The 24715-nt window shown below is 71.2% G+C and carries 19 protein-coding genes; 10 read left to right on the top strand and 9 right to left on the bottom strand.

Annotated elements, in window-relative coordinates; all coding sequences use genetic code 11:
• Positions 1 to 166 precede the first annotated feature (166 nt).
• The 3 genes from gltX to DXZ73_RS29670 form a co-directional block, all read right to left on the bottom strand.
• Positions 167 to 1645, bottom strand: coding sequence for a glutamate--tRNA ligase (gene gltX, locus DXZ73_RS29680; protein WP_116214080.1), 1479 nt, complete (start codon positions 1643 to 1645; stop codon positions 167 to 169).
• Positions 1638 to 2420: a fumarylacetoacetate hydrolase family protein gene (locus tag DXZ73_RS29675; protein ID WP_116214079.1), complete on the bottom strand. Its 783-nt coding sequence runs from the start codon at positions 2418 to 2420 to the stop codon at positions 1638 to 1640. Before DXZ73_RS29675 ends, gltX begins: the two co-directional genes overlap by 8 nt.
• Before the next feature lie 92 nt (positions 2421 to 2512).
• Entirely contained in the window at positions 2513 to 2725 is a 213-nt protein-coding gene (locus tag DXZ73_RS29670; protein WP_116214078.1) for a hypothetical protein, read from the bottom strand.
• A gap of 482 nt (positions 2726 to 3207) precedes the next feature.
• Between DXZ73_RS29670 and DXZ73_RS29665 the strand changes: the two genes are divergently transcribed.
• The 8 genes from DXZ73_RS29665 (at position 3208) to DXZ73_RS29630 (ending at position 13576) form a co-directional block, all read left to right on the top strand.
• Positions 3208 to 6909 carry a sensor histidine kinase gene (locus tag DXZ73_RS29665; RefSeq protein WP_116214077.1) on the top strand — a complete coding sequence of 1234 codons (3702 nt, stop codon included), beginning with the start codon at positions 3208 to 3210 and terminating at the stop codon, positions 6907 to 6909.
• 9 nt (positions 6910 to 6918) lie between these two features.
• The gene (locus DXZ73_RS29660) at positions 6919 to 7332 is read left to right on the top strand and encodes a roadblock/LC7 domain-containing protein (RefSeq protein WP_153451728.1); all 414 of its coding nucleotides are present in this window, start codon (positions 6919 to 6921) and stop codon (positions 7330 to 7332) included.
• Between the two features lie 103 nt (positions 7333 to 7435).
• Positions 7436 to 7843, top strand: coding sequence for a DUF742 domain-containing protein (locus tag DXZ73_RS29655; protein ID WP_116214075.1), 408 nt, complete (start codon positions 7436 to 7438; stop codon positions 7841 to 7843).
• Positions 7824 to 8405, top strand: coding sequence for a GTP-binding protein (locus tag DXZ73_RS29650; RefSeq protein ID WP_116214074.1), 582 nt, complete (start codon positions 7824 to 7826; stop codon positions 8403 to 8405). The genes DXZ73_RS29655 and DXZ73_RS29650 overlap by 20 nt, the downstream gene beginning before the upstream one ends.
• A gap of 328 nt (positions 8406 to 8733) precedes the next feature.
• Positions 8734 to 11964 (top strand): sensor histidine kinase, encoded by a 3231-nt coding sequence (locus tag DXZ73_RS29645; RefSeq protein ID WP_116214073.1) that lies wholly within the window; start codon positions 8734 to 8736, stop codon positions 11962 to 11964.
• Between the two features lie 10 nt (positions 11965 to 11974).
• Positions 11975 to 12388, top strand: a complete 414-nt coding sequence (locus DXZ73_RS29640) for a roadblock/LC7 domain-containing protein (protein WP_162890378.1) — start codon at positions 11975 to 11977, stop codon at positions 12386 to 12388.
• An 86-nt stretch (positions 12389 to 12474) separates the two neighbouring features.
• Positions 12475 to 13014 (top strand): DUF742 domain-containing protein, encoded by a 540-nt coding sequence (locus tag DXZ73_RS29635; RefSeq protein WP_116214071.1) that lies wholly within the window; start codon positions 12475 to 12477, stop codon positions 13012 to 13014.
• Positions 12995 to 13576 carry a GTP-binding protein gene (locus tag DXZ73_RS29630; protein ID WP_116214070.1) on the top strand — a complete coding sequence of 194 codons (582 nt, stop codon included), beginning with the start codon at positions 12995 to 12997 and terminating at the stop codon, positions 13574 to 13576. Before DXZ73_RS29635 ends, DXZ73_RS29630 begins: the two co-directional genes overlap by 20 nt.
• Before the next feature lie 108 nt (positions 13577 to 13684).
• On the opposite strand, the gene DXZ73_RS29625 is transcribed toward DXZ73_RS29630, so the two are convergent.
• The 3 genes from DXZ73_RS29625 to DXZ73_RS29615 form a co-directional block, all read right to left on the bottom strand.
• Positions 13685 to 13882, bottom strand: a complete 198-nt coding sequence (locus tag DXZ73_RS29625; RefSeq protein ID WP_116214069.1) for an acyl-CoA carboxylase subunit epsilon — start codon at positions 13880 to 13882, stop codon at positions 13685 to 13687.
• A gap of 11 nt (positions 13883 to 13893) precedes the next feature.
• Positions 13894 to 15477, bottom strand: a complete 1584-nt coding sequence (locus tag DXZ73_RS29620) for an acyl-CoA carboxylase subunit beta (RefSeq protein WP_116214068.1) — start codon at positions 15475 to 15477, stop codon at positions 13894 to 13896.
• Between the two features lie 219 nt (positions 15478 to 15696).
• Positions 15697 to 18087 carry a polysaccharide lyase 8 family protein gene (locus DXZ73_RS29615; RefSeq protein ID WP_116214067.1) on the bottom strand — a complete coding sequence of 797 codons (2391 nt, stop codon included), beginning with the start codon at positions 18085 to 18087 and terminating at the stop codon, positions 15697 to 15699.
• A 274-nt stretch (positions 18088 to 18361) separates the two neighbouring features.
• Between DXZ73_RS29615 and DXZ73_RS29610 the strand changes: the two genes are divergently transcribed.
• Positions 18362 to 19003, top strand: coding sequence for a YceI family protein (locus tag DXZ73_RS29610; protein WP_116214066.1), 642 nt, complete (start codon positions 18362 to 18364; stop codon positions 19001 to 19003).
• A gap of 11 nt (positions 19004 to 19014) precedes the next feature.
• On the opposite strand, the gene DXZ73_RS29605 is transcribed toward DXZ73_RS29610, so the two are convergent.
• Positions 19015 to 20568: an FAD-dependent monooxygenase gene (locus DXZ73_RS29605; protein WP_116214065.1), complete on the bottom strand. Its 1554-nt coding sequence runs from the start codon at positions 20566 to 20568 to the stop codon at positions 19015 to 19017.
• Between the two features lie 106 nt (positions 20569 to 20674).
• Between DXZ73_RS29605 and DXZ73_RS29600 the strand changes: the two genes are divergently transcribed.
• Positions 20675 to 21310 carry a TetR/AcrR family transcriptional regulator gene (locus DXZ73_RS29600; protein ID WP_116214064.1) on the top strand — a complete coding sequence of 212 codons (636 nt, stop codon included), beginning with the start codon at positions 20675 to 20677 and terminating at the stop codon, positions 21308 to 21310.
• Between the two features lie 177 nt (positions 21311 to 21487).
• On the opposite strand, the gene cimA is transcribed toward DXZ73_RS29600, so the two are convergent.
• On the bottom strand, positions 21488 to 23086 hold the full coding sequence (gene cimA / locus DXZ73_RS29595; protein WP_116214063.1) for a citramalate synthase: 1599 nt from the start codon (positions 23084 to 23086) through the stop codon (positions 21488 to 21490).
• 280 nt (positions 23087 to 23366) lie between these two features.
• The gene (locus DXZ73_RS29585) at positions 23367 to 24683 is read right to left on the bottom strand and encodes an MFS transporter (RefSeq protein WP_116214062.1); all 1317 of its coding nucleotides are present in this window, start codon (positions 24681 to 24683) and stop codon (positions 23367 to 23369) included.
• Positions 24684 to 24715: the final 32 nt, after the last annotated feature.

The following is a 24715-nucleotide window of genomic DNA, read 5'->3' as shown; positions in this document are numbered from 1 at the left end:
GCGCACCGGCCGGGACACCGCCGCAAGGCCCCGTGGGCGACCGGGAAGAGGTCCCGGGCGCCGCACACGGCCCGTGGAGCGGCCCCGGCGGAAAAGGGCCGAGGGCCTGCCCCGCGGACTCGTACCGCGCGAACAGGCCCTCGGCCCCCGGTGTGCCGGAACGGCCTTACGCCGCCAGCTTCGCCAGCGCCGCGTCGATGCGCGCCAGGGTGCGCTCGCGGCCCAGGATCTCCAGGGACTCGAAGAGCGGCAGGCCGACCGTGCGGCCGGTGACGGCCACGCGGACCGGGGCCTGCGCCTTGCCGAGCTTCAGGCCGTGCTCCTCGCCCGCCGCCAGGACGGCGTTCTTCAGGGACTCGGGGCTGGACCAGTCGGCCGCCCCGAGCTTCTCCCGGGCGGTGCGCAGCAGGGCGTCGGATCCCTCCTTCATGGCCTTGTTCCAGGACGCCTCGTCCTCCACCGGCTCCTTCAGGAAGAGGAAGTCGACGTTGGCCGTGATGTCCGACAGGACCGTGACGCGGGTCTGGGCGTGCGGGGCGATCGCCGCCCAGGCCGCCGGGTCGAAGTCCTCCGCGGCCCAGTTGGCGTGCGGGGCACGCAGCCACGGGGCGCAGGCCTCGGCGAAGGCCTTCACGTCGAGGCGCCGGATGTGGTCGGCGTTGATCGACTCGGCCTTCTTGAGGTCGAAGCGGGCCGGGTTGGCGTTGACGTCCGCGAGCTCGAACTTCGCCACCATCTCGTCGATCGAGAAGATGTCCTGGTCGGCCGAGAACGACCAGCCGAGCAGCGAGAGGTAGTTGAGCAGCCCCTCGGGGAGGAAGCCGCGCTCCCGGTAGAGGTTGAGGGACGCCTGCGGGTCGCGCTTGGAGAGCTTCTTGTTGCCCTCGCCCATGACGTACGGCAGGTGGCCGAAGGCCGGGATCTCCTTGGCGACGCCCAGCTCGATCAGCGCCTTGTAGAGCGCGATCTGGCGCGGGGTGGAGGACAGCAGGTCCTCGCCGCGCAGCACGTGCGTGATCTCCATCAGCGCGTCGTCGACGGGGTTGACGAGCGTGTAGAGCGGGGCGCCGTTGGCGCGGACGATGCCGTAGTCCGGGACGTTCTCCGGGGTGAAGGTCAGCTCACCGCGGACCAGGTCGGTGAAGGTGATCGCCTCGTCGGGCATCCGGAAGCGGACGATGGAGGGGCGCCCCTCCGCCTCGTACGCGGCCTTCTGCTCGGGGGTCACGACCCGGCACTTGCCGTCGTAGCCGGACGGCTTGCCGGCGGCACGGGCGGCCTCGCGGCGGACGTCGAGCTCCTCGGTGGTGCAGTAGCAGTGGTAGGCGTGGCCGCCGTCCAGCAGCTTCTGCGCGACGTCCTTGTAGATGTCCATGCGCTGCGACTGGCGGTAGGGGGCGTGCGGGCCGCCTACCTCGGGGCCCTCGTCCCAGTCGAAGCCGAGCCAGCGCATCGAGTCGAGCAGCTGCTCGTACGACTCCTCCGAGTCGCGCGCCGCGTCGGTGTCCTCGATGCGGAAGACCATGGTGCCGCCGTTGTGGCGGGCGAACGCCCAGTTGAAGAGGGCGGTGCGGACCAGACCCACGTGGGGGTTGCCGGTCGGCGAGGGACAGAAACGGACGCGTACGGGAGTTGCGCTAGCCACGCTTGATCACCTTATTGGTGAGAGTGCCGATGCCTTCGATGGTGACGGCGACCTCGTCGCCGACGTTCAGGGGGCCGACGCCGGCCGGGGTGCCGGTGAGGACGACGTCGCCGGGGAGCAGCGTCATCGCCTCGGTGATGTGGACGATCAGATCCTCGATGGAGCGCACCATGTCGCTCGTGCGGCCGAGCTGGCGCTGCTCGCCGTTGACCGTGCACATGATCCCGAGGTCGCTCGGGTCGAGCTCGGTCTCCACCCAGGGGCCGAGCGGGCAGGAGCTGTCGAAGCCCTTGGCGCGGGCCCACTGCTTCTCGCGCTGCTGGATGTCGCGCGCGGTGACGTCGTTGGCGCAGGTGTAGCCGAGGATGACGTCCTTCACACGCTCGCGCGGGACCTCGCGGCACATCCGCCCGATGACCACGGCCAGCTCGGCCTCGTGGTGCACCTCGCTGGAGAAGGAGGGGTACGCGATGGGGTCGCCGGGGCCGATGACCGAGGTGGACGGCTTGAAGAAGGCGACCGGGGCGTCGGGGACCTCGTTGCCCAGCTCGGCGGCGTGCTCGGCGTAGTTGCGCCCGATGCCGACGACCTTGTTGGGCAGGACGGGCGGCAGGAGCCGCACCTTGGAGAGAGGGATCTTCTGCCCCGAGCGCTCGAATTCGGCGAAGGGGTGGCCCTTGATGATGTCGAGGACGGGGCCGCCTTCGGTTGAGGCGTCCCCTTCCACGACGCCGAAGGCGACGTTGCCGTCGATGGAGAACCTGGCGATGCGCACGGGAAGCTGTTGCCCCTTATCTGATCCGGCCGGAGTCTGACCGTCTCAGGCTATCGCGGGGGGCGTGCGCGGCCCGTGCGCCGCCGGGAGGGTCAGCCCTGGGGGGCCGCGACGGGGGCGGTCATGAGGACCGTGCGGCGCGGGTTGGCCGTGACGGCCGGCAGCTCGACGGCGTGCTCCCGGGGCTCCAGGGCGCGCAGCGCCTGGGCGCTCTCCAGGTGGGCGAGCGTCGTGCGGCGCGGGTTGGCGGTCTTGCGGGACACCAGCGTCGTCGTGGTCTTCGTCTTCTTCGTGGTGCTCTGCACTTGCTGCCTCGCGGTGTGGTGTGTCGCGGTCGTTTTCGCGGCTTGTGTAAAGGACCAGGCTAGGCGCGCCTATCCCCAGTCGTCCGCGCGAGAAGTCATGACTTGCTTGTGAGTTTGCTCACGAGCGCGCTGAAAAATGCCGCATAGCGGGCGTCGATTTCGCCTTCGCGAAACGGACATTGCATGGCTGAACCTGACGTTCCGCTCCTGATCATGGCGACTGGGACACGTGGCGGCCGGGGTTGCCCAAGGGGTGAATTGTCGATTTCAGACCCATATAAAGGCTCTGGTCCTCTACACCCCGTGACGGATCACGGCACCGAGCGTCACGCACCGCACGGGGGCGTGCACCGGCCTTGTTGGAGATCCGGCACTGTGCTGGAATTCCACGGACCGCCAGGGGGCAACCGCGGTCCCCCCACGACTCGACACCGTCCCGCCGCTCCACCGGTGGGACGCCTGGTCCAGAGGTTGCGACGCTAGTGCAGGGACGTTTCAAGAGGGATGGCAGCGCTGCGGCGGAGCCGGAGCCGCGCGGTGCGACCGACCGCGGCACGTCCGTCGACGCGCCGACCGGTGGCGAATCCGCCGAACGGTCGAAGTCCAAGTCGAAGGCGAAAGGGCCCAGCGGGCCGGGCTCACGAATAGCCCTGCGCAACTGGCGCATTTCAACCCGGCTCGTCTCCCTGCTGGCACTCCCCGTCGTCGCCGCGACGACCCTGGGTGCCCTGCGTATCGACAGCTCGCTCCAGAACGTCGACCAGCTCGACCACATGAAGCTCCTCACCGACATGACGGGCAAGGCCACCGCACTGGCCAGCGCCCTGCAGGAGGAGCGCGACAAGACCGCGGGGCCGCTGGCCGCCGGCAACAAGACCAACGACCTCGTGGTCTCCACCCGGCAGCGCTCCGACAAGGCCATCCAGGCCTTCAGCGACGCCACCGAGGGCGTGAAGCCCAACGACACGACGATGGTCGGCGTGCAGACCACCCTGGTCGACATCAGCCGTCAGCTGAAGAAGATCCAGGACGTCCGCAACACCGCGTACAACGACGACGCCTACATCGCGAAGACCGTCAACAACTACGACTCGCTGATCAACTCGCTGCTGTCGCTCTCGCAGGACATGGCCCAGGCCACCAGCAACGCCGACATGATCACCGCGACCCGCTCGCTGGCCACGTTCTCCGCCGCCAAGGAGTACGCGTCCATCCAGCGCGCCGTGATCACCGCGGCGCTGGCCGCCAAGGGCGGCGCCAACCTCTCCGACAACGACCGCCAGTACGCCGACGAGGCGCGGCAGGCCGAGGACCAGGCGATCAAGCGGTTCTCCGCGATCCACGCCGCGGACGCCAAGACGCTGCTTCAGGCGCTCAACGGCGGTGCCCCGGACGTCACCACGGCGAACGCCCTAGCCGAGCGCGTGCTGTCCAAGAAGGACGGGATCAAGGACGCCCAGGCCACCTGGATGGACTGGTCCGACCAGTCGGGCACCAAGATCACCGAGATGTCCAAGGTCGAGCAGACCCTGCTCTCGCAGATGGAGCAGAAGGCGCGCGAGCTGCGCGACGAGGCCCAGCAGGAAGCCATCCTCAACGGTGTGCTGATCGTGCTCGTCCTCGGCATCTCGCTCGTCGGCGCGTTCGTCGTGGCACGGTCCATGGTGCGCTCGCTGCGCCGCCTCCAGGACACCGCCCAGAAGGTCGCCCAGGAACGTCTGCCCGAGCTCGTCAAGCAGCTCTCCGAGACCGACCCGCAGGACGTCGACACGTCCGTGGAGTCCGTCGGCGTGCACAGCACGGACGAGATCGGCAAGGTGGCCGCGGCCTTCGACGACGTGCACCGCGAGGCGGTCCGCCTCGCCGCCGAGCAGGCGCTGCTGCGAGGCAACGTCAACGCGATGTTCACCAACCTCTCGCGCCGCAGCCAGGGCCTCATCCAGCGTCAGCTGTCGCTGATCTCCGAGCTGGAGAGCCGCGAGGCCGACCCCGACCAGCTCTCCTCGCTGTTCAAGCTCGACCACCTCGCGACCCGCATGCGCCGTAACGGCGAGAACCTCCTCGTCCTCGCGGGTGAGGAGCCCGGCCGCCGGTGGACCCGGCCCGTGCCCCTCGTCGACGTCCTGCGCGCCGCCGCGTCCGAGGTGGAGCAGTACGAGCGCATCGAACTCAGCGGTGTGCCGCCGACCGAGGTCGCCGGCCGCGTGGTCAACGACCTCGTGCACCTCCTCGCCGAGCTGCTGGAGAACGCCACGTCGTTCTCCTCGCCGCAGACCAAGGTCAAGGTCACCGGTCACGCGCTGCCCGACGGCCGGGTGCTGGTCGAGATCCACGACACCGGCATCGGCCTCTCCCCCGAGGACCTCGCCTCCATCAACGAGCGGCTCGCCAGCCCGCCGACCGTGGACGTGTCGGTCTCCCGCCGCATGGGTCTGTTCGTGGTCGGCCGCCTGTCCCTGCGACACGGCGTCCGCATCCAGCTCCGCCCGTCCGACTCGGGCGGCACCACCGCGCTCGTCATGCTCCCGGTCGACGTCGCCCAGGGCGGCAAGCGGCCGATGCCCGGTGCCACCGGCGCGCCCGCCCCGGCGGGCATGCCCCCCGCGCCCGGCGGCAAGGGCGGCCCCGGCCCGATGGGCTCCGCGCCGCGCCGCCAGGTCCCGGCCAGCGGCCCGCGTCCGGCGCTGCCCGGCCGCCCGGCCACGACGGAGAGCGGTCTGCCGACGCGCCCCGTCCCCGCGCCCGGCGCGGGCAACGGCGCCGGTGCGGGCGCCGGTTCGACCGGTGGCAGCCTCTTCGACGCCGCGCCGCGCGGTGGCGGCGACGCCAAGGGCGCCCCGGGCGCCGACGGCCGCCCCGCGCTGCCGTCCCGCGGTGAGGGCGGCCCCGCCGCCATCCCCCCGGCGAGCGACAACGTCCGCCGCCCGCAGATGCCGAGGCGCCGGGGCAGCGGTCCCGCGGCCGCCCCCGGCTCCGCGCCCGAGCTGCCGACCCGCAAGACCCCCAGCTGGGGCGGCCAGCAGCAGCCGGCCGCCCCGAAGCCGCCGGCCGACGACTGGCCGGTGCCGTCCGCGGACGCCGCGGGCCGCGCCGCGCAGGACACCCCGCGCGGTCACCAGGACGTCGACGCCCTCGGCTCCTCCGAGAGCACGGGCAGCTTCGCCGCGCCGGCAGGCGGCACGTCGGGCGGGTTCGCCCTGCCCGCGGGTGGCCCCGGCGACACCGCCCAGTTCCCGGCGATCGGGTCCGCGCCCGAGCCGTCGGGCAGCACGTCGGGCGAGTACGCGCGCCCCGACGGTCCGGGCGGCACGGGGCAGTTCGACCTCCCCAACAGCACGAGCGGCCAGTTCCCGCAGCCGAACGGCCCCGGTACGACCGGCCAGTTCGCACTGCCCGCGAGCACGGACGCGCCCAACAGCACCAGCGGCCAGTTCACGCGGCCCGACGGCACCGGCCAGTTCGCACTGCCCGGGACCACGGACGCCCCGAACAGCACCAGTGGCCAGCACGCGCGGCCGCAGGCACCGCAGCACCAGGCACCGGCGGACGACTGGCCGCTGGCCGGTGACGGCTCCGCCCGTACGCCGGAGCGCCGGTTCGGTCAGCAGGACGGCGCCGCGGGCGGTCACGCCCGTCCCGACGCCGCGCCGGCCCCGCTGCCCTCGGCCGGTCCCGGCGACGGCCGGACCCCGCTCTTCGAGGAGCTGGAGTCCAACTGGTTCCGCGGCACGGACGAGAACCAGGCACCCGCGGCGCCGGAGCCCCCGGCGGCCACCCCGCAGCGGCTGCCGCGGCGCGAGCCGCGCCAGACCCTCGACGACCCGCAGCGCTCCCAGGTCCCGCCCGCCCCGCGGGCCGCCCGGCCGCAGCCGGGTGCGCAGGACAACTGGCGCGACTCCCCCAACGACGCGCGCTGGCGCCGGGCCGAGCAGGTCCGTGAGCCGGCCGCGGGCGGGATCACCCAGTCCGGTCTGCCGCGGCGCGTGCCGCGCGCGAACCTCGTCGAGGGCACCGCGGAGCAGCAGCAGAACAACCCGACCGGTCCGCAGGTCTCGCGTGCGCCCGACGACGTGCGCGGCCGTCTGACCAACCTTCGCCGGGGCATCCAGCAGGGCCGTCAGGCCGGTAACTCCTCGGCCACCGGCAGCCACAACGTTGGCCCCACCTACCAGCAGGAGCGTTAGTTGAGTCCGATGAGCCAGGCGGCGCAGAATCTGAACTGGTTGATCACCAACTTCGTGGAGAACACCCCAGGGGTGTCCCACACGGTGGTGGTCTCCGCCGACGGACTCCTTCTGGCGATGTCCGAAGGTTTCCCGCGGGACCGCGCGGACCAGCTGGCGGCGGTCGCCTCCGGCCTGACGTCCCTGACCGCGGGCGCCTCCCGGATCTTCGAGGGCGGCGCGGTCAACCAGACCGTGGTGGAGATGGAGCGCGGCTTCCTCTTCATCATGTCCGTCTCCGACGGATCCTCGCTGGCCGTACTGGCGCACCCCGAGTGCGACATCGGCCTCGTGGGCTACGAGATGGCTCTCCTGGTCGACCGCGCGGGCACCGTGCTCACGCCCGATCTCCGTGCCGAGCTCCAGGGCAGCCTGCTGAACTGACCCGCGCACACCGCAGATACCGTCCGACCGCACGGCCGAAAACCCCCCACCGGCCACCGCTCGACGGCATTATTGCCATCCTGCTGTCCCGTCCGGAGGATTCATGACCCCGCCCGCCTCGCCCGGCCCGTACGGCGCTTCTCACCACGCGTCGTACGGGAGTGAAGGCGACCAGCCGCTGGTCCGCCCCTATGCCATGACGGGTGGCCGCACCCGGCCGCGCTACCAGCTCGCCATCGAGGCCCTGGTCAGCTCCACGGCCGATCCGGCGCACCTCCAGGGGCTGCTCCCCGAGCACCAGCGGATCTGTCACCTGTGCCGGGAGGTCAAGTCGGTCGCGGAGGTCTCGGCGCTGCTGAACATGCCCCTGGGCGTGGCGCGCATCCTCGTCGCGGACCTGGCGGAGGCCGGGATGGTGGCGATCCACCAGCCGGGCGGCAGCGGCGAGTCCGGCGGGACGCCGGATGTGACACTGCTCGAAAGGGTGCTCAGTGGACTTCGGAAGCTCTAGCGGGGGCGCGGGCCGTTCCACCACCTCCGCGAAGATCGTGGTGGCGGGCGGCTTCGGCGTGGGCAAGACCACGTTCGTGGGCGCGGTCTCGGAGATCAGCCCGCTGCGCACCGAAGCCGTGATGACGTCCGCGTCGGCCGGGATCGACGATCTGAGCCACGTCCAGGACAAGACCACGACGACCGTGGCGATGGATTTCGGCCGCATCACGCTGGACGACGATCTGATCCTTTATCTGTTCGGGACGCCGGGTCAGGACCGTTTCTGGTTCATGTGGGACGACCTGGTGCGCGGTGCGATCGGTGCCGTCGTGCTGGTGGACACCCGCCGGCTCGCGGACTGTTTCCCCGCGGTCGACTACTTCGAGAACAGCGGCCTGCCCTTCGTCATCGCCCTCAACGGCTTCGACGGGCACCAGCCGTACGGTCCCGAGGAGGTGCGCGAGGCGCTCCAGATCGGCCCGGACACCCCGATCATCACGACGGACGCCCGCCATCGGAACGAGGCGAAGAGCGCCCTCATCACTCTTGTCGAGCACGCCCTGATGGCGCGGCTGAAGTAGCGACGCGCAATCTCCTGGTTGTCGCAAATGGGTTGTGGTATTGAACACGACCCGGCACTGCGTTCATAACGTTTCGACAGAGAATCGACCGGACGCGGACACAGCGTGCGTTCGACCGACTTCGCTGCGCTCATGATTCGCCCGCCATTTGGCGTCGCTCGCTCTTAATGCCCGTTTTATGTCGGGCAAATCGCTTCGGCCGTCGGCCGCGTGCAGTGTTTGGAATGCGCACGCCTGACGTGCTGGAATTCCAGGAACTGAGCGGTAACGGCTCAGTTCGAAAAACGGCACACAACGCAGGTGCCGACGCCGAGAGGTTGTTGGTCGAGTGACGCGCAGAAAGACGGGCGCCGCACAGCAGGCGCGGGACGAGCGGGGCAACTTCACCCCGCCGTCGCGCACAGCGGTGCCGCCTTCCGACGTGCCAGAAACGCCCGCCCCGCCGCCCGCGGCCCCCGGTGGCCGCTTCTCGCCCCGCAACTGGCGTGTGCCCGTTCGCCTGAACGCGATCCTGCTGATCCCGGTGCTCGTGGCCCTGGTCTTCGGCGGTCTCGACGTCAAGGGCTCGGTGGACACCTGGACCGAGGCGAAGGACGCGGCGAACACCGCGCGTCTGGTCCGTGCCGCGGCCACGTACGCCCATGCCGTCATCGACGAGCGCGACCTGAGCACGCAGCCGATGCTGCTGAAGCACCGGGACGACCCGGTCGTCAAGAAGGCGCAGGCCGCGACGGACACCGCCAGGGCGGAGTTCGACAAGGCCGTCGCCAAGGCGCCGGACACCCAGAGCCTGCGGCGCCGTCTGAAGCTCTTCCGCGAGGCCGAGCTGACGCTGCCGAAGCTGCGCCAGGCGGCCTTCACCTCGGAGATGCCGCAGGTGAAGTCGGAGGACGGCTACGGCGCCATCCAGCAGCCGCTGATGACCTTCGCCAACGAGCTGGGCCTGGGCACCGGCAACAACTCCTACGGCCGCATGGTCTACGCGATCGAGCTGGCGAAGGCCGCCGAGTCGCTCCAGCGCTCCATCGGCACCCACCTGCTGGTCCAGCCGGCCGAGGGCGAAGCCGACCGGGCCGCCCAGACGACCGCGTTCATCTCGTACAACTTCCTGGAGACCATCGCCCGGCGTGAGTACGACGCCGCCGGCAGCGAGGACGACATCAGCCGCCTGAACGACATCATGGCCACCAAGGCCAAGTCGTCCGAGCAGGACAAGATCTTCAACCTGATCGCGGCCGGCAAGATCTCGAAGCAGCAGCAGACCGCCCTGGACATCAGCCCCGAGAGCTGGTTCACGGCCGCGACGGCGAAGTTCGACGCCTACCGCGAGGTCGAGAAGGAGCTGGCCGACAAGGCGGTGAACGAGGCCGAGCAGGTCTCCTCCGACGCTCAGCAGACCGCCTACGTCAACGGCGCCATCCTGGTCACCGTTCTCATCATCGCGTTCTTCGTGGCCGGGATGATGGCCCGCTCGATGAGCCGCAACATGCGCCACCTGCGGCGCGCCGCCTTCGACGTGGCCGAGCAGCGGCTGCCGGCGCTGGTCGACCAGCTCTCGCGCACCGACCCCGGCCGCGTGGACACCCGGATCCAGCCCATCCCGATCACCACCCGGGACGAGATCGGCGAGGTCGCCCGCGCCTTCGACCAGGTGCACCGCGAGGCCGTCCGGCTCGCCGCCGAGCAGGCACTGCTGCGGGGCAACGTCAACGCGATCTTCACCAACCTCTCGCGCCGCAACCAGAGCCTGATCGAGGGCCAGCTGACCCTGATCACGGAGCTGGAGGAGAACGAGGCCGACCCGGACCAGCTGGAGAACCTCTTCCGCCTGGACCACCTGGCCACCCGCATGCGCCGCAACGGCGAGAACCTCCTGGTCCTCGCCGGCGAGGAGCCCGGCCGCCGCTGGGACCAGCCGGTCCCGCTGGTGGACGTGCTGCGCGCCGCCTCCTCCGAGGTGGAGGCGTACGAGCGCATCGAGCTGTCCGGCGTCCCGGACGCCGAGATCCACGGCCTGGCCGTGACCGACCTCGTGCACCTGCTCGCGGAGCTGCTGGAGAACGCGACCTCGTTCTCCTCCCCGCACACCAAGGTCAGGGTCACCGCGACGCGGCTGCCCGACGGCCGCGTGATGGTCGAGATCCACGACAAGGGCATCGGCCTGACCGCCGAGGACTTCGCGGACATCAACCACCGCCTGGCCAACCCGCCGTCCGTGGACGTCGCGATCGCACAGCGCATGGGCCTCTTCGTGGTCGGCCGCCTGGCGACCCGCCACGGCATCCGCGTCCAGCTCCGCCCGTCCGGCGAGCAGGCCGGCACCACCTCGCTGGTGATGCTCCCGGACGCCATCACGCACGGTGGTGGCGGCGAGGACGAGCTGGCCGGCGACGACTTCACGGTCTCCCGGATGGTGCCCGAGCAGCAGGCCACGCCCATGGCCCGGGCCCGCACCGCGGCCGAGCTCGGCTTCGACGACTCGCGCTACGAGCCCCGGCAGGAGAACTCCGGCGCCCCGGCGCTGGACCCGCTCGGCCGCTCGCGACTGCGCGAGGAGCGGCGCGCGGCCCTGGAGGCACAGGTGGCCGAAGGCCGCCCGCTGTTCCAGGACCAGGTGTCCCAGCAGCCGTACGAGCAGCAGGGGTACGAGCAGCAGCCCGACCAGGACACCGGTGGCCACGCGGTCCCCTACCCCGGTCAGCACTCGACGGGCCAGCACGCCGTCCCGCAGCAGGGGCAGCACTCGACCGGCCAGCACGCCGTGCCCCAGCAGGATCAGTACTCGACGGGGCAGCACCAGGCGCCGCAGCCGGAGCACGAGTCCTACGAGCAGACGTCCCAGCACGCCTACCCGGAGACCGCCTATCCGGACGCCGGCTACGACGCCGGCTATGCGGAACCGGGCTACGCCGGGCAGCAGCAGGGCTTCGACGGTTTCAACGCCCCGGCCCAGCAGGGCGGGTGGCAGGAGTCTGGTCCGTACCAGAACGCCCCCCAGCGGGGTTACGGAGCGGATTCGGAATCCCGGCCGCCCGCTGACACGGCACAGCCCGAGCGCGTAGAGTTCGACCGTCCGGGCCCCGCCTCGAGCGGCTCCCACTCGCTGACCGGGTCCGGTCTGCCGCGCCGCGCGACGCAGTGGCAGCAGCCCGAGTCAGTCGAGGACGCCGCGGGGGCCGGCGAACCGGAGCAGCCTCAGCAGGACGTCCGACAGCAGCCGCACGAGGGTGACGAGCCCGACTGGCGATCGACGAACGACGAGCGCTGGCACCGCGCCGAGCAGCTCCGTGAGCCGAAAGCCGGTGGAATCACCCCCTCCGGCCTGCCCCGCCGAGTGCCCAAGGCCAATCTGATCGAGGGCAAGGCGGCGCAGACCCCCCAGGGCGGCACCCAGATATCCCGTGCCCCGGAGGACGTACGCGGCAGGCTGAGCAATCTGCGCCGCGGTGTCCAGCAGGGGCGCAGCGCGGGCGGCGACACCGCCGGCTCCGCGCAGGAGCAGCATGAGCAACACGACCAGGGCTTCGGCCCCGGCGGTACCTACGATCAGGAGCGTTAGTGTGAGCCCGATGAGCCAGGCGGCGCAAAACCTGAACTGGTTGATCACCAGTTTCGTGGAGAACACCCCAGGGGTGTCCCACACCGTCGTGGTCTCCGCCGACGGACTCCTTCTGGCGATGTCCGAAGGTTTCCCGCGGGACCGCGCGGACCAGCTGGCGGCGGTCGCCTCCGGCCTGACCTCGCTGACGGCCGGCGCCTCCCGGATCTTCGAGGGCGGCGCGGTCAACCAGACCGTGGTGGAGATGGAGCGCGGCTTCCTCTTCATCATGTCCGTCTCCGACGGATCCTCGCTGGCCGTACTGGCGCACCCCGAGTGCGACATCGGCCTCGTGGGCTACGAGATGGCTCTCCTGGTCGACCGCGCGGGCACCGTGCTCACGCCCGATCTCCGTGCCGAACTGCAGGGGAGCCTTCTCAACTAGCAAAGAGGCAGTGCGTTTCGCGCCACCGCGCCATAAGGTGCGGTGGCGCGACCAGCAGCAGACAGGCGAGTTGGAGGAGGATCGACGTGGCAACGCCCCCAGGCGGTTACCCGTATGGCAATGAACAGCAGGGACAGCCCCCGCTGAACCGCTTCAACTTCCCCTCTGCGCCGAGCCACCAAGCGCACGCGGAGCCCCCGCGTCCGCCACAGCACGTCCAGCCGGTGCCGCAGCAACAGCAGAACCGGCGCGCAGCTCAGGCGTCCCCCTCGGGGGGCAAGAAGCACAATCCGCTGGTCCGTCCCTATGCGATGACCGGCGGCCGGACCCGGCCGCGGTACCAGCTCGCCATCGAGGCGCTGGTGCACACCACGGCCCAGCCGTCCCAGCTCCAAGGGCAGTTGCCGGAACACCAGCGCATCTGCCATCTGTGCCGTGAGATCAAGTCGGTCGCCGAGATCTCGGCACTCCTTTCCATCCCCCTCGGCGTCGCCCGAATCCTCGTCGCCGACTTGGCGGAGGCCGGGCTCGTCGCCATCCATCAGCCCGGCGGCGACGAGTCCGCCGGCGGCCAGCCTGACGTGACACTGCTCGAAAGGGTGCTCAGTGGACTTCGGAACCTCTAGCGGCGAGGCAGTCCGCTCCACCACCTCCGCGAAGATCGTGGTGGCGGGTGGATTCGGCGTGGGCAAGACCACGTTCGTCGGTGCGGTCTCGGAGATCAACCCGCTGCGCACCGAAGCCGTGATGACGTCCGCTTCCGCGGGTATCGACGACCTCACGCACGCGCCGGACAAGACCACGACGACCGTGGCCATGGACTTCGGCCGCATCACCCTGGACCAGGACCTGATCCTGTACCTCTTCGGTACCCCGGGTCAGGACCGCTTCTGGTTCATGTGGGACGACCTGGTGCGCGGCGCGATCGGCGCCGTCGTGCTCGTCGACACCCGCCGGCTCGCGGACTGCTTCCCGGCCGTCGACTACTTCGAGAACAGCGGCCTGCCCTTCGTCATCGCCCTCAACGGCTTCGACGGACACCAGCCGTACACGCCGGAGGAGGTCCGTGAGGCCCTCCAGATCGGCCCGGACGCCCCGATCATCACGACGGACGCCCGCCACCGCAACGAGGCGAAGAGCGCCCTCATCACCCTGGTCGAGCACGCCCTGATGGCGCGCCTGCGGTGAGCGATCGGCTGTGCCGACGCGAAAAGGTCCCCACACTCACGGAGTGCGGGGACCTTCTGCGTGATCCGGTGGCGGGGGCGGGCTCGCCACCGGTCGAGGCGGCGAGCGCTAGACCTGCCAGCTGTGCGGCGCCCTGAAGCCGGACGTGCGCTCCAGGCGGCGCCACCCGGCGGCCGTGCGGCGGGGCCGGGCCACCGCCGGGGCGTTGCCCGCGGCGGCCGCACGGGCGAGCAGGACGGCCGTGACCGCGGCGACTTCCTCCGCGTCGGCGGTGCCCTTCTCGACGCGTACGAGCGTGTTCTCCATGCGTTACTCCCTTACTGGGGCGGGTTGCCGTGCTTGCGGGAGGGCAGGTCCGCGTGCTTCGTGGCGAGCATCGCGAGCGACTTGATCAGCACCGACCGGGTCTCGACCGGGTCGATCACGTCGTCCACCAGTCCGCGCTCGGCGGCGTAGTACGGGTGCATCAGCTCGGCCTTGTACTCCTTGACCATCCGCGCCCGCATCGCCTCGGGGTCGTCCGCCTCGGCGATCTGCTTGCGGAAGATCACGTTGGCCGCGCCCTCCGCGCCCATGACGGCGATCTCGTTCGTCGGCCAGGCGTAGGTGAGGTCGGCGCCGATGGACTGGGAGTCCATGACGATGTACGCGCCGCCGTACGCCTTGCGCAGGATGACCGAGATCCGCGGCACCGTGGCGTTGCAGTAGGCGTACAGCAGCTTCGCGCCGTGCCGGATGATTCCACCGTGCTCCTGGTCGACGCCGGGAAGAAAGCCCGGTACGTCCAGAAGAGTGATGATCGGGATGTTGAAGGCGTCGCACATCTGGATGAAGCGGGCGGCCTTCTCGCTCGCCTCGATGTCCAGCACTCCGGCGAGGGACTGCGGCTGGTTGGCGACGATGCCGACGACCTGGCCGTCCAGCCGGGACAGGGCGCAGATGATGTTGGTGGCCCAGCGCTCGTGGACCTCCAGGTACTCGCCGTCGTCGACGAGCTCCTCGATGACCTTGCGCATGTCGTACGGGCGGTTGCCGTCGGCCGGGACCAGGTCGAGGAGGGCCTCGCCGACGCGGTCGGCCGGGTCCTCGCTCGCCACGCGGGGCGGGTTCTCGCGGTTGTTCTGCGGCAGCAGCGACAGGAGGTAGCGGACCTCCTCGAGGCACGTCTCCTCGTCGTCGTAGGCGAAGTGGGCCACACCGGAGGTCTCGGCGTGCACGTCCGCGCCGCCCAGGCCGTTCTGGCTGATCTCCTCGCCGGTGACGGCGCGCACGACGTCGGGGCCGGTGATGAACATCTGCGAGGTCTCGCGGACCATGAAGACGAAGTCCGTGAGCGCCGGGCTGTAGGCCGCGCCGCCGGCGCAGGGGCCGAGCATCACGCTGATCTGCGGGATGACGCCGGAGGCCCGGGTGTTGCGCTGGAAGATCCCGCCGTAGCCGGCGAGCGCGGAGACGCCCTCCTGGATGCGGGCTCCGGCGCCGTCGTTCAGGGACACCAGGGGCGCCCCGGCCGAGATGGCCATGTCCATAATCTTGTGAATCTTGGTGGCGTGCGCCTCGCCGAGCGCACCGCCGAAGATCCGGAAGTCGTGGGCGTAGACGAAGACCGTGCGGCCGTGGACGGTGCCCCAGCCGGTGATCACACCGTCGGTGTAGGGCTTCTTGCTCTCCAGTCCGAACCCCGAAGCCCGGTGCCGCCGCAGCGGCTCCACCTCGGAGAACGACCCCTCGTCCAGGAGCAGGTCGATCCGCTCCCGGGCCGTCAGCTTCCCCTTGGCCTTCTGGGCCTGGGTCGCCCGCTCGCTCGGACCACGCCGAACCTGCTCGCGGATGGCGTGCAGCTCGGCGACGCGCCCACGGACGTCACTCGCCTCTACGGGCGCACCTTCGAGATTGCTCATGCATAGACGGTACGTGGCGGGGCCGCCGGAAACTCATGTCGGTTCCATACAACGTCCTGTGCCATTTGGTGGGCAGGGATCACAGAAGGCCACAGCGACTGGGGTCCGGGGCACCCCCAATAGGGGGTGCCCATTGTGAATACCCCACAAAAGTCCTTGACAGGAGCCGTAGGCTGCCCAACTTGACGGCCGTCCGGCGCGGGGCGGCATCCCGGCCGCTCACTCCAGAGCGACCGTACAGCGGTGGGTGGCACAGGCCGTGCCCGGGGTCACCCTGAGCCGCAGTGTGTCACCTGTGGCCAGCACCCGCACCGAGGGGTCGTGGGCGGTCACCCCGCGCACCGGGCGGTGCCAGGTGAGGTCGAGGGGGGTGCCGGTGCGCGGCGGCTCGGCGAGGTGGAGGGTCGCGGTGCGCCCGCGCGCGGCCGGCGCGGGGCCGGGCGCCTCCCTGACGAGCACGGACGCCGGGGCCGAGACGGCGAGGGCGCCCGCCGCACCGGCCGTGCCCGCCACCCAGAAGTTGGCGGCGGTGAGGCCGAGCGAGGGGAGGTGAACCGCCTGGCACTCGGGGGAGTTGGCGAGCACCATGAGCCGGCGCGGGTCCGCGGCCCAGGCCTCCACGGCGCGCTGCCCGGCGCCGGGCAGCAGGAGATACACGTAGGCGGCGTCGGCCGGGTCCGTGCCGTGGGGGCGGAGGAGGGTGAGGTAGCGGCGGGTGAAACGGTCGGGGCTGCCGCCGGAGTTGATGTCGTGCCAGGCGCCGGTGCGGGCTTCGCACAGGGCCTCCAGGGGGGCACCGCCCGGGAAGACATAGCCGCCGTGGCCCGCGAGGTGGACCCAGTGGGCGCGGGCGTAGGACCGCGCCCAGCCGACGGTGGCGGCCTGCGGTTCGCCGTCGACGGTCAGGAGGGGCACACCGTGCTCCCCGAGGGCGCGGTTGTCGACGACCGTTTCCACGGGTGTGCCGTCGTGGGCGGTGATGCCCGCGCCGAGGCAGACGACCGCGTCGGCCGCGCAGAACCAGGACTTACGGGCCTCCAGGGTGGAGGCGAGCCCCTTGAGGTGCTGCCCGACGGCCGCGAACTCCCCGTCGGTGACGCCGCCCACCCAGCGCACGGCGGGTCTGGGCGCTCCCCAGCCGCCGCCTTCGTTGTCGGCGAGCCGCTTGGCCGAGACGGTCGTCCCGGGCAGCCGGTAGGGGTCGACGGTGGGCCAGAAGGCGTCCGTGTACTGCCCGTTGCCACCCGGCGCCGCCCACCAGGAGAGCATTCCGGCGCCGGTGTGCCAGCCGCGGGGGTTCTCTCCGTTGCCGTTCTCGTAGTGGGTGATGCGGTCGGAGGCCATGGCGATGTTGACGGTCCAGCCGGGGCGGCGGTGCACGGCCCGGTCCATGGCGGCGAACAGCCGGTGGCCGACGGGCGCGGGCGCGGCCGGACCCGGGGCGTCGAGGGCAGCGGCGATACGGGCGAGGTCGGCGACGCCGAACTGCGGGTCGCCCCGCAGGCCGGTGCCGCGGTCCGCCCAGCCCTTGATCAGCGCATACCAGCGGTCCCGGTCGGCGGGGGTCGCGCTGCCCGCCAGCAGGGCGACGGCGGCGATGACCGCGTGGCCGCGCTGACGGTCGCTCTGCGGCAGCCCTCGGGGGTCGGCGCGCTGCAGGCCCCGGCTTATGGCGCGGCCGGAGACGCTGTCCATCATCAGGCCGTCGTGGATCAGGGGCGCGTAGGCGTTCTCGACGCTGTCGTGGATGTTCCGCGCGGCCGGGTCGTCGACCTCCCAGCGCGATCCCCGCAGCAGGGCGAAGAGCCGCCCGAGCCCGTCGAGCAGGACCTGGCCGTAGGTGCCGGAGTAGGCGACCCAGGTGTGCTGGACGAAGGAGCCGTCGGCGTAGAGCCCGTCGCCCCGGGTGACATGGGGGAAGACGGGTGAGAGTGCGTCGCGGGCGAGCGCGGTCCGGTCGGCGTCCGCGCCGAGGATGCCGCGCAGGGCGACGACACGGCACAGGTCGACGCGGTTGGCCCCGGTGCTGGTGCCGGAGTAGTCGCCGAGCTCGGAGTCGGGGACGAAGTGGCCGACCGCGTCCAGCTGTCCGGCTCGCCGCTCGGGACCGGCCTCGTCGTGGAGGAGCGTGAGTGTGTCGAGGAGCAGCCGGGGGCTGCCGATCTGCCACTCCCACCAGTTGCCGTACCGCGTGGTGCCCGGGTGGTAGACGCGCTCGTGCACGTGGTCGAGCCCGGCGAGGACGTCGGCGGCGAGGCCGGTGTCCCCCGTGAGCCCGGTGCCGGGCTGGGCGTACGCCTGCGCCATGGTGTGCAGCCGGGCATAGCTCTGGGTGATCCCGCTGGGCGGGTCGAAGGGGGCGTCGGGCCAGAGCGAGGCGGGAGCGGGTCTCATGCCCGCCCGGTGGGCGCGGGCGAGCTCCCCGGTGCCGCGCAGGACGGTGGCGTAGGGCTCGGCGGTGGCGTCGAACCCGGTGCCGAGCATGATGGCGCGCCACCGCTGCCGCAGCGCCGGGAACTCCTCCCCCGGCCCGGCGAGGGTGAGCCCGAGCGCACCGGCGGCGGAGGCGGCGAGGAAGCCGCGGCGGGTCCAGGCGGGGACGGTCGGCACGGCGGGATCCTTCCGGTGGCGGTGCGACGCGGAACGGCTGCGGTGGGACGCGGGGGCGGCGGGGCCGCCGCCGGAGTGGCGCGAGAGGGGTCGTGCGAGAGACGAGGGCACACCGTGGCACGCCCCGGAAGGGCCCACAAGGGACACGACCGCGCCCGGCTCGGAATGCGCCAGGAAATCACCCCCGTCAGATGTTGAAACTTGAACCAGATCGCGCTAACGTCATTCTCGTTGAACCTTCAACAAGATCTCGCCTCTCACCAAGGAGCACGTCATGGCCCTCTTCGCCCGCAAGCGCGGCAACTCCGCCACCGCCACCCTCGAGGCACCCGCCACCACGGCCACCGCCCTCGCCGTCGACCCGGCACTGGCCGCCCTGACCGGCGAATACACCATCGACCCGGCCCACAGCAGCATCGGCTTCACCGTGCGCCACGCCATGGTCACCAACGTCAAGGGCTCGTTCACCGAGCACGAGGGCGCCCTGCGCCTCGACGGCTCCGACCCCTCCCGCTCCACCGCGTCCCTCGACGTGCGGATCGAGAGCGTGGACACCGGCATCAAGGACCGCGACGCCCACCTGCGCGGCGCCGACTTCTTCGAGGCCGAGCGCTTCCCGCTGATGACCTTCCGCTCCACCACCGCCCGGCAGCTCGGCGGCGACCGCTACCGCGTCACCGGCGACCTCACCATCAAGGACGTCACCCGCCCGCTCTCCATCGACCTGGAGTTCAACGGCTCGGCCACCGACGTCTACGGCAACGAGCGGGTCGGCTTCGAGGGCAGCACCGAGATCCTGCGCTCCGACTGGGGCCTGACCTGGAACGCCGCCCTGGAGACCGGTGGCGTGATGGTCAGCGACAAGGTGAAGCTGACCTTCGACATCTCCGCGGTCAAGTCCGCCCCCCAGGCCTGACCCGTGCGGTGTCAGCGGCCGAGGCGCTCCAGACGGTCGACGACCTCGGCGCCTCGGTCCACCGACGCCGTCAGGGCGATGTGGTTGTCGGGCCTCACGAGCACCAGCCCGCCCTTGCCGGCCCTCCCCAGCCCGTCCGCGCCACCGCCCTCCCGTCCCGCCATTCCATACGCCCGCCACGCATGCCTCTCGGGGTCCACCAGCCCCGCGCCGCCTCCGTCGACGAGGCACGTACGGACCAGTTCGCCGCAGGCGGCCGACACCCGCGCGAGTGCCGCCGTGCTCTGCGGGCCGAAGCCCAGCAGGGTGAACCGGGGGCCGGCGAAGACCTCGAAGAGCCTGACGGGCGCGCCGGTCAGGGCGTCGCGGCACGGTGCGTCCGGCGCCCGCTCCCCCGCCGCCGGCCCGCCCCACGCCAGCGAACTCCAGCCGTATCCGACGCCCAGAGTGGTGAGGTCACGGGTGAACCCCGCCTCCGTGCCCACCCCCGCCTTCCGCGCCCCCTCCCTGACGGCCCGCAGCCGCTCGTTGGTGATCCTCAAGGTCCAGGCGGCCACCGGCAGCCGCTCCTCCTCATAGGTGTCCAGCAGCCCCTCCCCCGCCGCGCCGCTCACGACGAGGGCGAGCTTCCAGCCGAGGTTGTAGCCGTCCTGGATGCCGGTGTTCATGCCGAGGCCGCCGGCGATCGAGTGGATGTGAGCCGCGTCGCCCGCGAGGAAGACCCGGCCGACCCGGAAGCGCTCCGCCATCCGGACATTGACGCGGTAGGTCGAGAGCCAGCCCGGGTTGGTCAGCCGCAGCCCGGGTATCCGCGCGTGGCGGTCGAGCTGGCGCTGGAACACCTCCAGGGACGGCTTCGCATAGCCCCCTTCGGCATCGGGCTCGGGCGAACTCTGGAGCTGCCAGCGCGGGGTGCCGGGCAAGGGGCAGAGGAGAACGGCGCCACCCTCGTCCATCCACTGGTGCCAGTACCCGCGGTCCAGGCCGCCCTCGACCTCGACATCCCCGACCAGCGCGAGCTCCGGTTCGGCCGCCCCGTCGAAGGACAGCCCGAGCGCCTTGCGGACCATGCCCCGGGCGCCGTCGCAGCCCACGAGATACGAAGCATCGACGCGCCGGCCGTCGGTGAACGTGACCGCCACCCCGGCCCGGTCCTGGGTGAACTCGGCCACCTCACTGCCCAGTTCGACCAGCACCCCGTACGACGCGAGCTTCGCCCTCAGGATCTCCTCGGTCCGCCACTGGGGTATCCACAGCCCCGTCGCGTAGGGCACATCGGGCGTCGGGGCCGCACCCTCCTGAGGCGTGTGGTCGGCCACCGCGACGCCGTCCCGGTATTTGCGGAAGGTCAGGCGGGGGTTGCCCGCCGCCGTGAACTCCTCCCCCATCCCGAGGTCCGCGAGCACCTCACGGCTGCGCTGATTGAGCCCCTTGCCCCGCGAACCGTCGTGGAACGCGGACGACTTGTCGACGATCCGCACCGGGACCCCGGCCCGGGCGAGCGTGCAGGCCAGCGTCAGGCCCGTCGGCCCCGCGCCCACGATCAGCACTGCGGTGGTGGTCATGCGGTGTCCCTCCGTCGTTCGGTACGCCCATCAAAGACCCCGCGAGGAGAAAATGCAACCGAGTAACAAAAGATCCTGGGTAACAAACCCCTGATAGAGTGAATCCGTGACTGACGAGACCGGACTGCGGGAACGCAAGAAGCAGCGCACACGGCAGGCGCTGTCCGAGACGGCGATCGAGCTCTTCCTCGCGCGCGGCTTCGACCAGGTGTCGGTCGCGGACGTGGCCGCCGCGGTGGAGGTGTCCAAGCCGACGCTCTTCCGCTATTTCCCGGCCAAGGAGGATCTGGTCCTCCACCGCATCGCCGACCACCAGGGCGAGGCGGCCCGCGTGGTGCGGGAGCGGGCGGCGGAGATGTCACCGCTGGGCGCGCTGCGCACGCACTTCCACGAGCGGCTCGACGCGCGTGATCCCGTCACGGGGCTGTGCGACGTGCCCTCCGTGCTGGCCTTTCACGACCTGGTGTTCACGACGCCGAGCCTGGCGGCGCGGCTCGTGCGGTACACGGGGCGGGACGAGGAGCTGCTCGCCGCCGCGCTGTGCGAGACGGGTGGGGGGGACGAGATCACCGCCGGGCTGGCGGCCGCGCAGATCGTCTGCGTGCAGCAGCGGTTGGCGCAGGGGAACTGGCGTCGGGTGACGGGTGGTTCGAGCGCGACTGAGGCTCTGCCGTTTGCTCATGCGGATGCGGATGTCGCGTACGGGCTGCTCGGGGGTGGGTTGGGGGCGGCGTACGGCTGAGCTGGGCGGGTGGGTCTGTTCCCCGGTCCCGCCCCTTCCCGGCCGCATCCAATATGCGGCTCCGCCGCGCGAGGGGCTCGCGCCCCGGGCCCCGCCGCCCGGCTGCAGGCCGGTGGTCGGGTTGTGCCCACCCTCCCCCGGCCCAGCGGAACGATTGCCCACAACCCTGCGCGCCGGCTACTCCTGCGGTTCCACCCCCGCGCGCCGCAGACCGTACGCGTAGGCGTCGTCCAGTGCCTGCCACGACGCCGCGATGACGTTCTCCGCCACGCCCACCGTGGACCACTCCCCGCTCTCGTCGCTCGTGGAGACGAGGACCCTGGTGATGGAGCCCGTGCCCAGGCTGCCTTCCAGGATGCGGACCTTGTAGTCGGTGAGCTTCAGGGCGGCGAGTTGGGGATAGATGCGCTCCAGGGCGACGCGCAGGGCCCGGTCCAGGGCGTTGACCGGGCCGTTTCCCTCGGCGGTGGCGACGATGCGCTCGCCCTTGGCCCACAGCTTCACGGTCGCCTCGTTGGCGTGCGTGCCGTCGGGGCGGTCCTCGACGATGGCGCGCCAGGACTCCACCCGGTAGTAGCGGCGCGCCCGGCCCTCCGTCTCCTGGCGCAGCAGCAACTCGAAGGAGGCGTCGGCGGCTTCGTAGGTGTACCCCGCCAGCTCGCGCTCCTTGACGCGCTCGACGACGCGGCCGATCAGCTCGCGGTCGCCGCCCAGGTCGATGCCCAGTTCCTTGCCCTTGAGCTCGATGGAGGCGCGGCCGGCCATGTCGGAGACCAGCATCCGCATGGTGTTGCCGACCCGCTCCGGGTCGATGTGCTGGTAGAGGTCCGGGTCGACCTTGATCGCGGAGGCGTGCAGCCCGGCCTTGTGCGCGAAGGCGGAGACGCCGACGTAGGGCTGGTGGGTGGAGGGGGTGAGGTTGACGACCTCGGCGATGGCGTGCGAGATCCGGGTCATCTCGGCGAGTGAGCCCTCCGGCAGCACGCTGCGGCCGTACTTGAGCTCCAGGGCGGCGACGACGGGGAAGAGGTTGGAGTTGCCGACGCGCTCGCCGTAGCCGTTGGCCGTGCACTGCACGTGGGTCGCGCCCGCGTCCACGGCGGCGAGGGTGTTGGCCACCGCGCAGCCAGTGTCGTCCTGCGCGTGGATGCCGAGCCGCGCCCCGGTGTCGGTGAGCACGGTGCGGACGACGGACTCCACCTGCCGGGGCAGCATCCCGCCGTTGGTGTCGCAGAGGACGGCCACGTCGGCGCCCGCCTCGTGCGCGGTGCGCACGACCTGCGTCGCGTAGCGGGGGTTGGCGCGGTAGCCGTCGAAGAAGTGCTCGCAGTCGACGAAGACGCGGCGGCCCTTCGCCCGGAGGTAGGAGACGGTGTCGCGCACCATCGCGAGGTTCTCCTCCAGCGTGGTGCGCAGCGCGAGTTCGACGTGGCGGTCGTGGGACTTGGCGACCAGGGTGATGACAGGGGCTTCCGAGGCGAGCAGCGCCGCGACCTGCGGGTCGTCCTCCGCGCGCACGCCCGCCTTGCGGGTGGCGCCGAACGCGACGAGCTGTGCGTGCTTGAAGTCGATCTCCAGGCGGGCCCGCTGGAAGAACTCGGTGTCCCGGGGGTTCGCGCCCGGCCAGCCGCCCTCGATGAAGCCGACACCGAAGTCGTCCAGGTGCCGGGCGATGGTCAGCTTGTCCGCGACGGTGAGGTTGATGCCTTCGCGCTGCGCGCCGTCACGCAAGGTGGTGTCGAAGACATGAAAGCTGTCGTCGGTTGCGTCCGTCATGCTGCTCTGACTCCTGTCGGGATCTCGGTCTACCGGATTGACCGGTTCCACCGTCCCCTCATGGTCCCTCGCGCCTCGCCCCGGCGAGGTGGTGCCGGGAAACGAAAAGACCCCTCGCGGGTGCGAGAGGTCTGCGCGCGGGTCTGGGACGACGGTGGCCGCGCCGTACGTCGTGGGTACGGCGGGGTCACTGCGGACCGGCGCGCTCACTGCCCATAATCGTGGCGAGGTGAAGCACGGGGCCATCTTGGCACGGGGCCGGACGCGGTGCGGTGCGGTCTCACGATGCGGTCACTTCGGGCGTTCGGGGCACTTCGTCGCGCCGCGCCCCCTTCAGGTCGATGTCCCGCGTCTCCCTCATCGTGAGGTAGACGATCAGGGAGACCGCCGCGCAGCCCGCCACGTACCAGTAGAAGCCCGATTCCACGCCCGCCTTCTTGAACCACAGGGCCACGTACTCCGCCGTGCCGCCGAAGAGCGCGTTGGCGATCGCGTACGGCAGGGCGACGCCCAGGGAGCGGATGGCGGTGGGGAAGAGCTCGGCCTTCACGCACGCGTTGATCGACGTGTAGCCGGTGACCACGACCAGGGCCAGCAGGGACAGGCCGAGCGCGGGCCAGAAGGAGCCCGCGCGCTTGAGCAGGGTCATGATCGGCACCGTCAGGAACGTGGAGCCCACCGCGAAGGTGATCAGCAGCGGGCGGCGGCCGATGCGGTCGGAGAGCGCCCCGGCGAGCGGCTGGAGGCAGGCGAAGACGATCAGCGCGCAGAAGCTGACCAGGGTCGCGGTCTGCTTGGGCAGGCCCGCGCTGTTGGAGAGGTATTTGGTGAGGTAGGTGGTGTAGGTGTAGTACGCGACCGTGCCGCCCATGGTGAGCGCGATGACCAGGAACGCCTCCCGCTTGTGCCGTAGCAGCGCGCGGATCGTGCCCCGGTCCTCCCGCGCCGTCGCGTCCGCTCCGTCGATCTCCTCGTACGCCTCCGTCTCCAGCATGTTGCGCCGCAGATAGAAGATGACTGCGGCGCCGAGCGCGCCCACGACGAAGGGGATGCGCCAGCCCCAGCTGTGCAGCTCGCCGCTGGAGAGGGTGTGCTGGAGCAGGATCTGGAGGCCGAGGCCGATGATCTGGCCCGCGGTCATCGAGACGTACTGGAAGCTGGAGGCGAAGCCCCGGCGGCCCGGCGCGGACGCCTCGGTGAGGTAGGTGGCGCTGGCCGCGTACTCGCCGCCGACGGAGAGGCCCTGGAGCAGCCGGGCGACGAGGAGGACGGCGACCCCGCCGTAGCCCGCGACCGCGTAGGTCGGGGCGACGGCGATCAGCACGGCGGACGCCGACATCAGCGACACGGTCAGGGTGAGTGCCGCCTTGCGGCCCTTGCGGTCGCCGACCCGGCCGAGCAGCCAGCCGCCGACCGGGCGCATGAAGAAGCCCACCGCGAAGATGCCTGCGGTGTTCATGAGTTTGGCGGTGTCGTTGCCCGCGGGGAAGAAGGCACCCGCGAAGTAGGTCGCGAAGCTCGCGTAGACGAACCAGTCGAACCATTCGACCATGTTGCCGGCCGAGCCGACCCAGATCTTCTTCCAGTGCTGTCCCATGGTCGATCACGGTGGCGGAACAGCGGGGTTTC

The organism is Streptoverticillium olivoreticuli subsp. olivoreticuli (genome assembly GCF_003391135.1).
GTDB lineage: Bacteria > Actinomycetota > Actinomycetes > Streptomycetales > Streptomycetaceae > Streptomyces > Streptomyces blastmyceticus.
This window is presented reverse-complemented; position numbering and strand designations above follow the sequence as displayed.

What these genes read in the sequence shown, in the direction of transcription:
- DXZ73_RS29655 (WP_116214075.1), top strand. Translation starts at nt 7,436, where the DNA reads ATGACCCCGCCCGCCTCGCCCGGCCCGTACGGCGCTTCTCACCACGCG.
- DXZ73_RS29585 (WP_116214062.1), bottom strand. Translation starts at nt 24,683, where the DNA reads ATGGGACAGCACTGGAAGAAGATCTGGGTCGGCTCGGCCGGCAACATG.
- DXZ73_RS29620 (WP_116214068.1), bottom strand. Translation starts at nt 15,477, where the DNA reads ATGAGCAATCTCGAAGGTGCGCCCGTAGAGGCGAGTGACGTCCGTGGG.
- DXZ73_RS29605 (WP_116214065.1), bottom strand. Translation starts at nt 20,568, where the DNA reads ATGACCACCACCGCAGTGCTGATCGTGGGCGCGGGGCCGACGGGCCTG.
- DXZ73_RS29610 (WP_116214066.1), top strand. Translation starts at nt 18,362, where the DNA reads ATGGCCCTCTTCGCCCGCAAGCGCGGCAACTCCGCCACCGCCACCCTC.
- cimA (WP_116214063.1), bottom strand. Translation starts at nt 23,086, where the DNA reads ATGACGGACGCAACCGACGACAGCTTTCATGTCTTCGACACCACCTTG.
- DXZ73_RS29640 (WP_162890378.1), top strand. Translation starts at nt 11,975, where the DNA reads ATGAGCCAGGCGGCGCAAAACCTGAACTGGTTGATCACCAGTTTCGTG.
- DXZ73_RS29660 (WP_153451728.1), top strand. Translation starts at nt 6,919, where the DNA reads ATGAGCCAGGCGGCGCAGAATCTGAACTGGTTGATCACCAACTTCGTG.
- DXZ73_RS29625 (WP_116214069.1), bottom strand. Translation starts at nt 13,882, where the DNA reads ATGGAGAACACGCTCGTACGCGTCGAGAAGGGCACCGCCGACGCGGAG.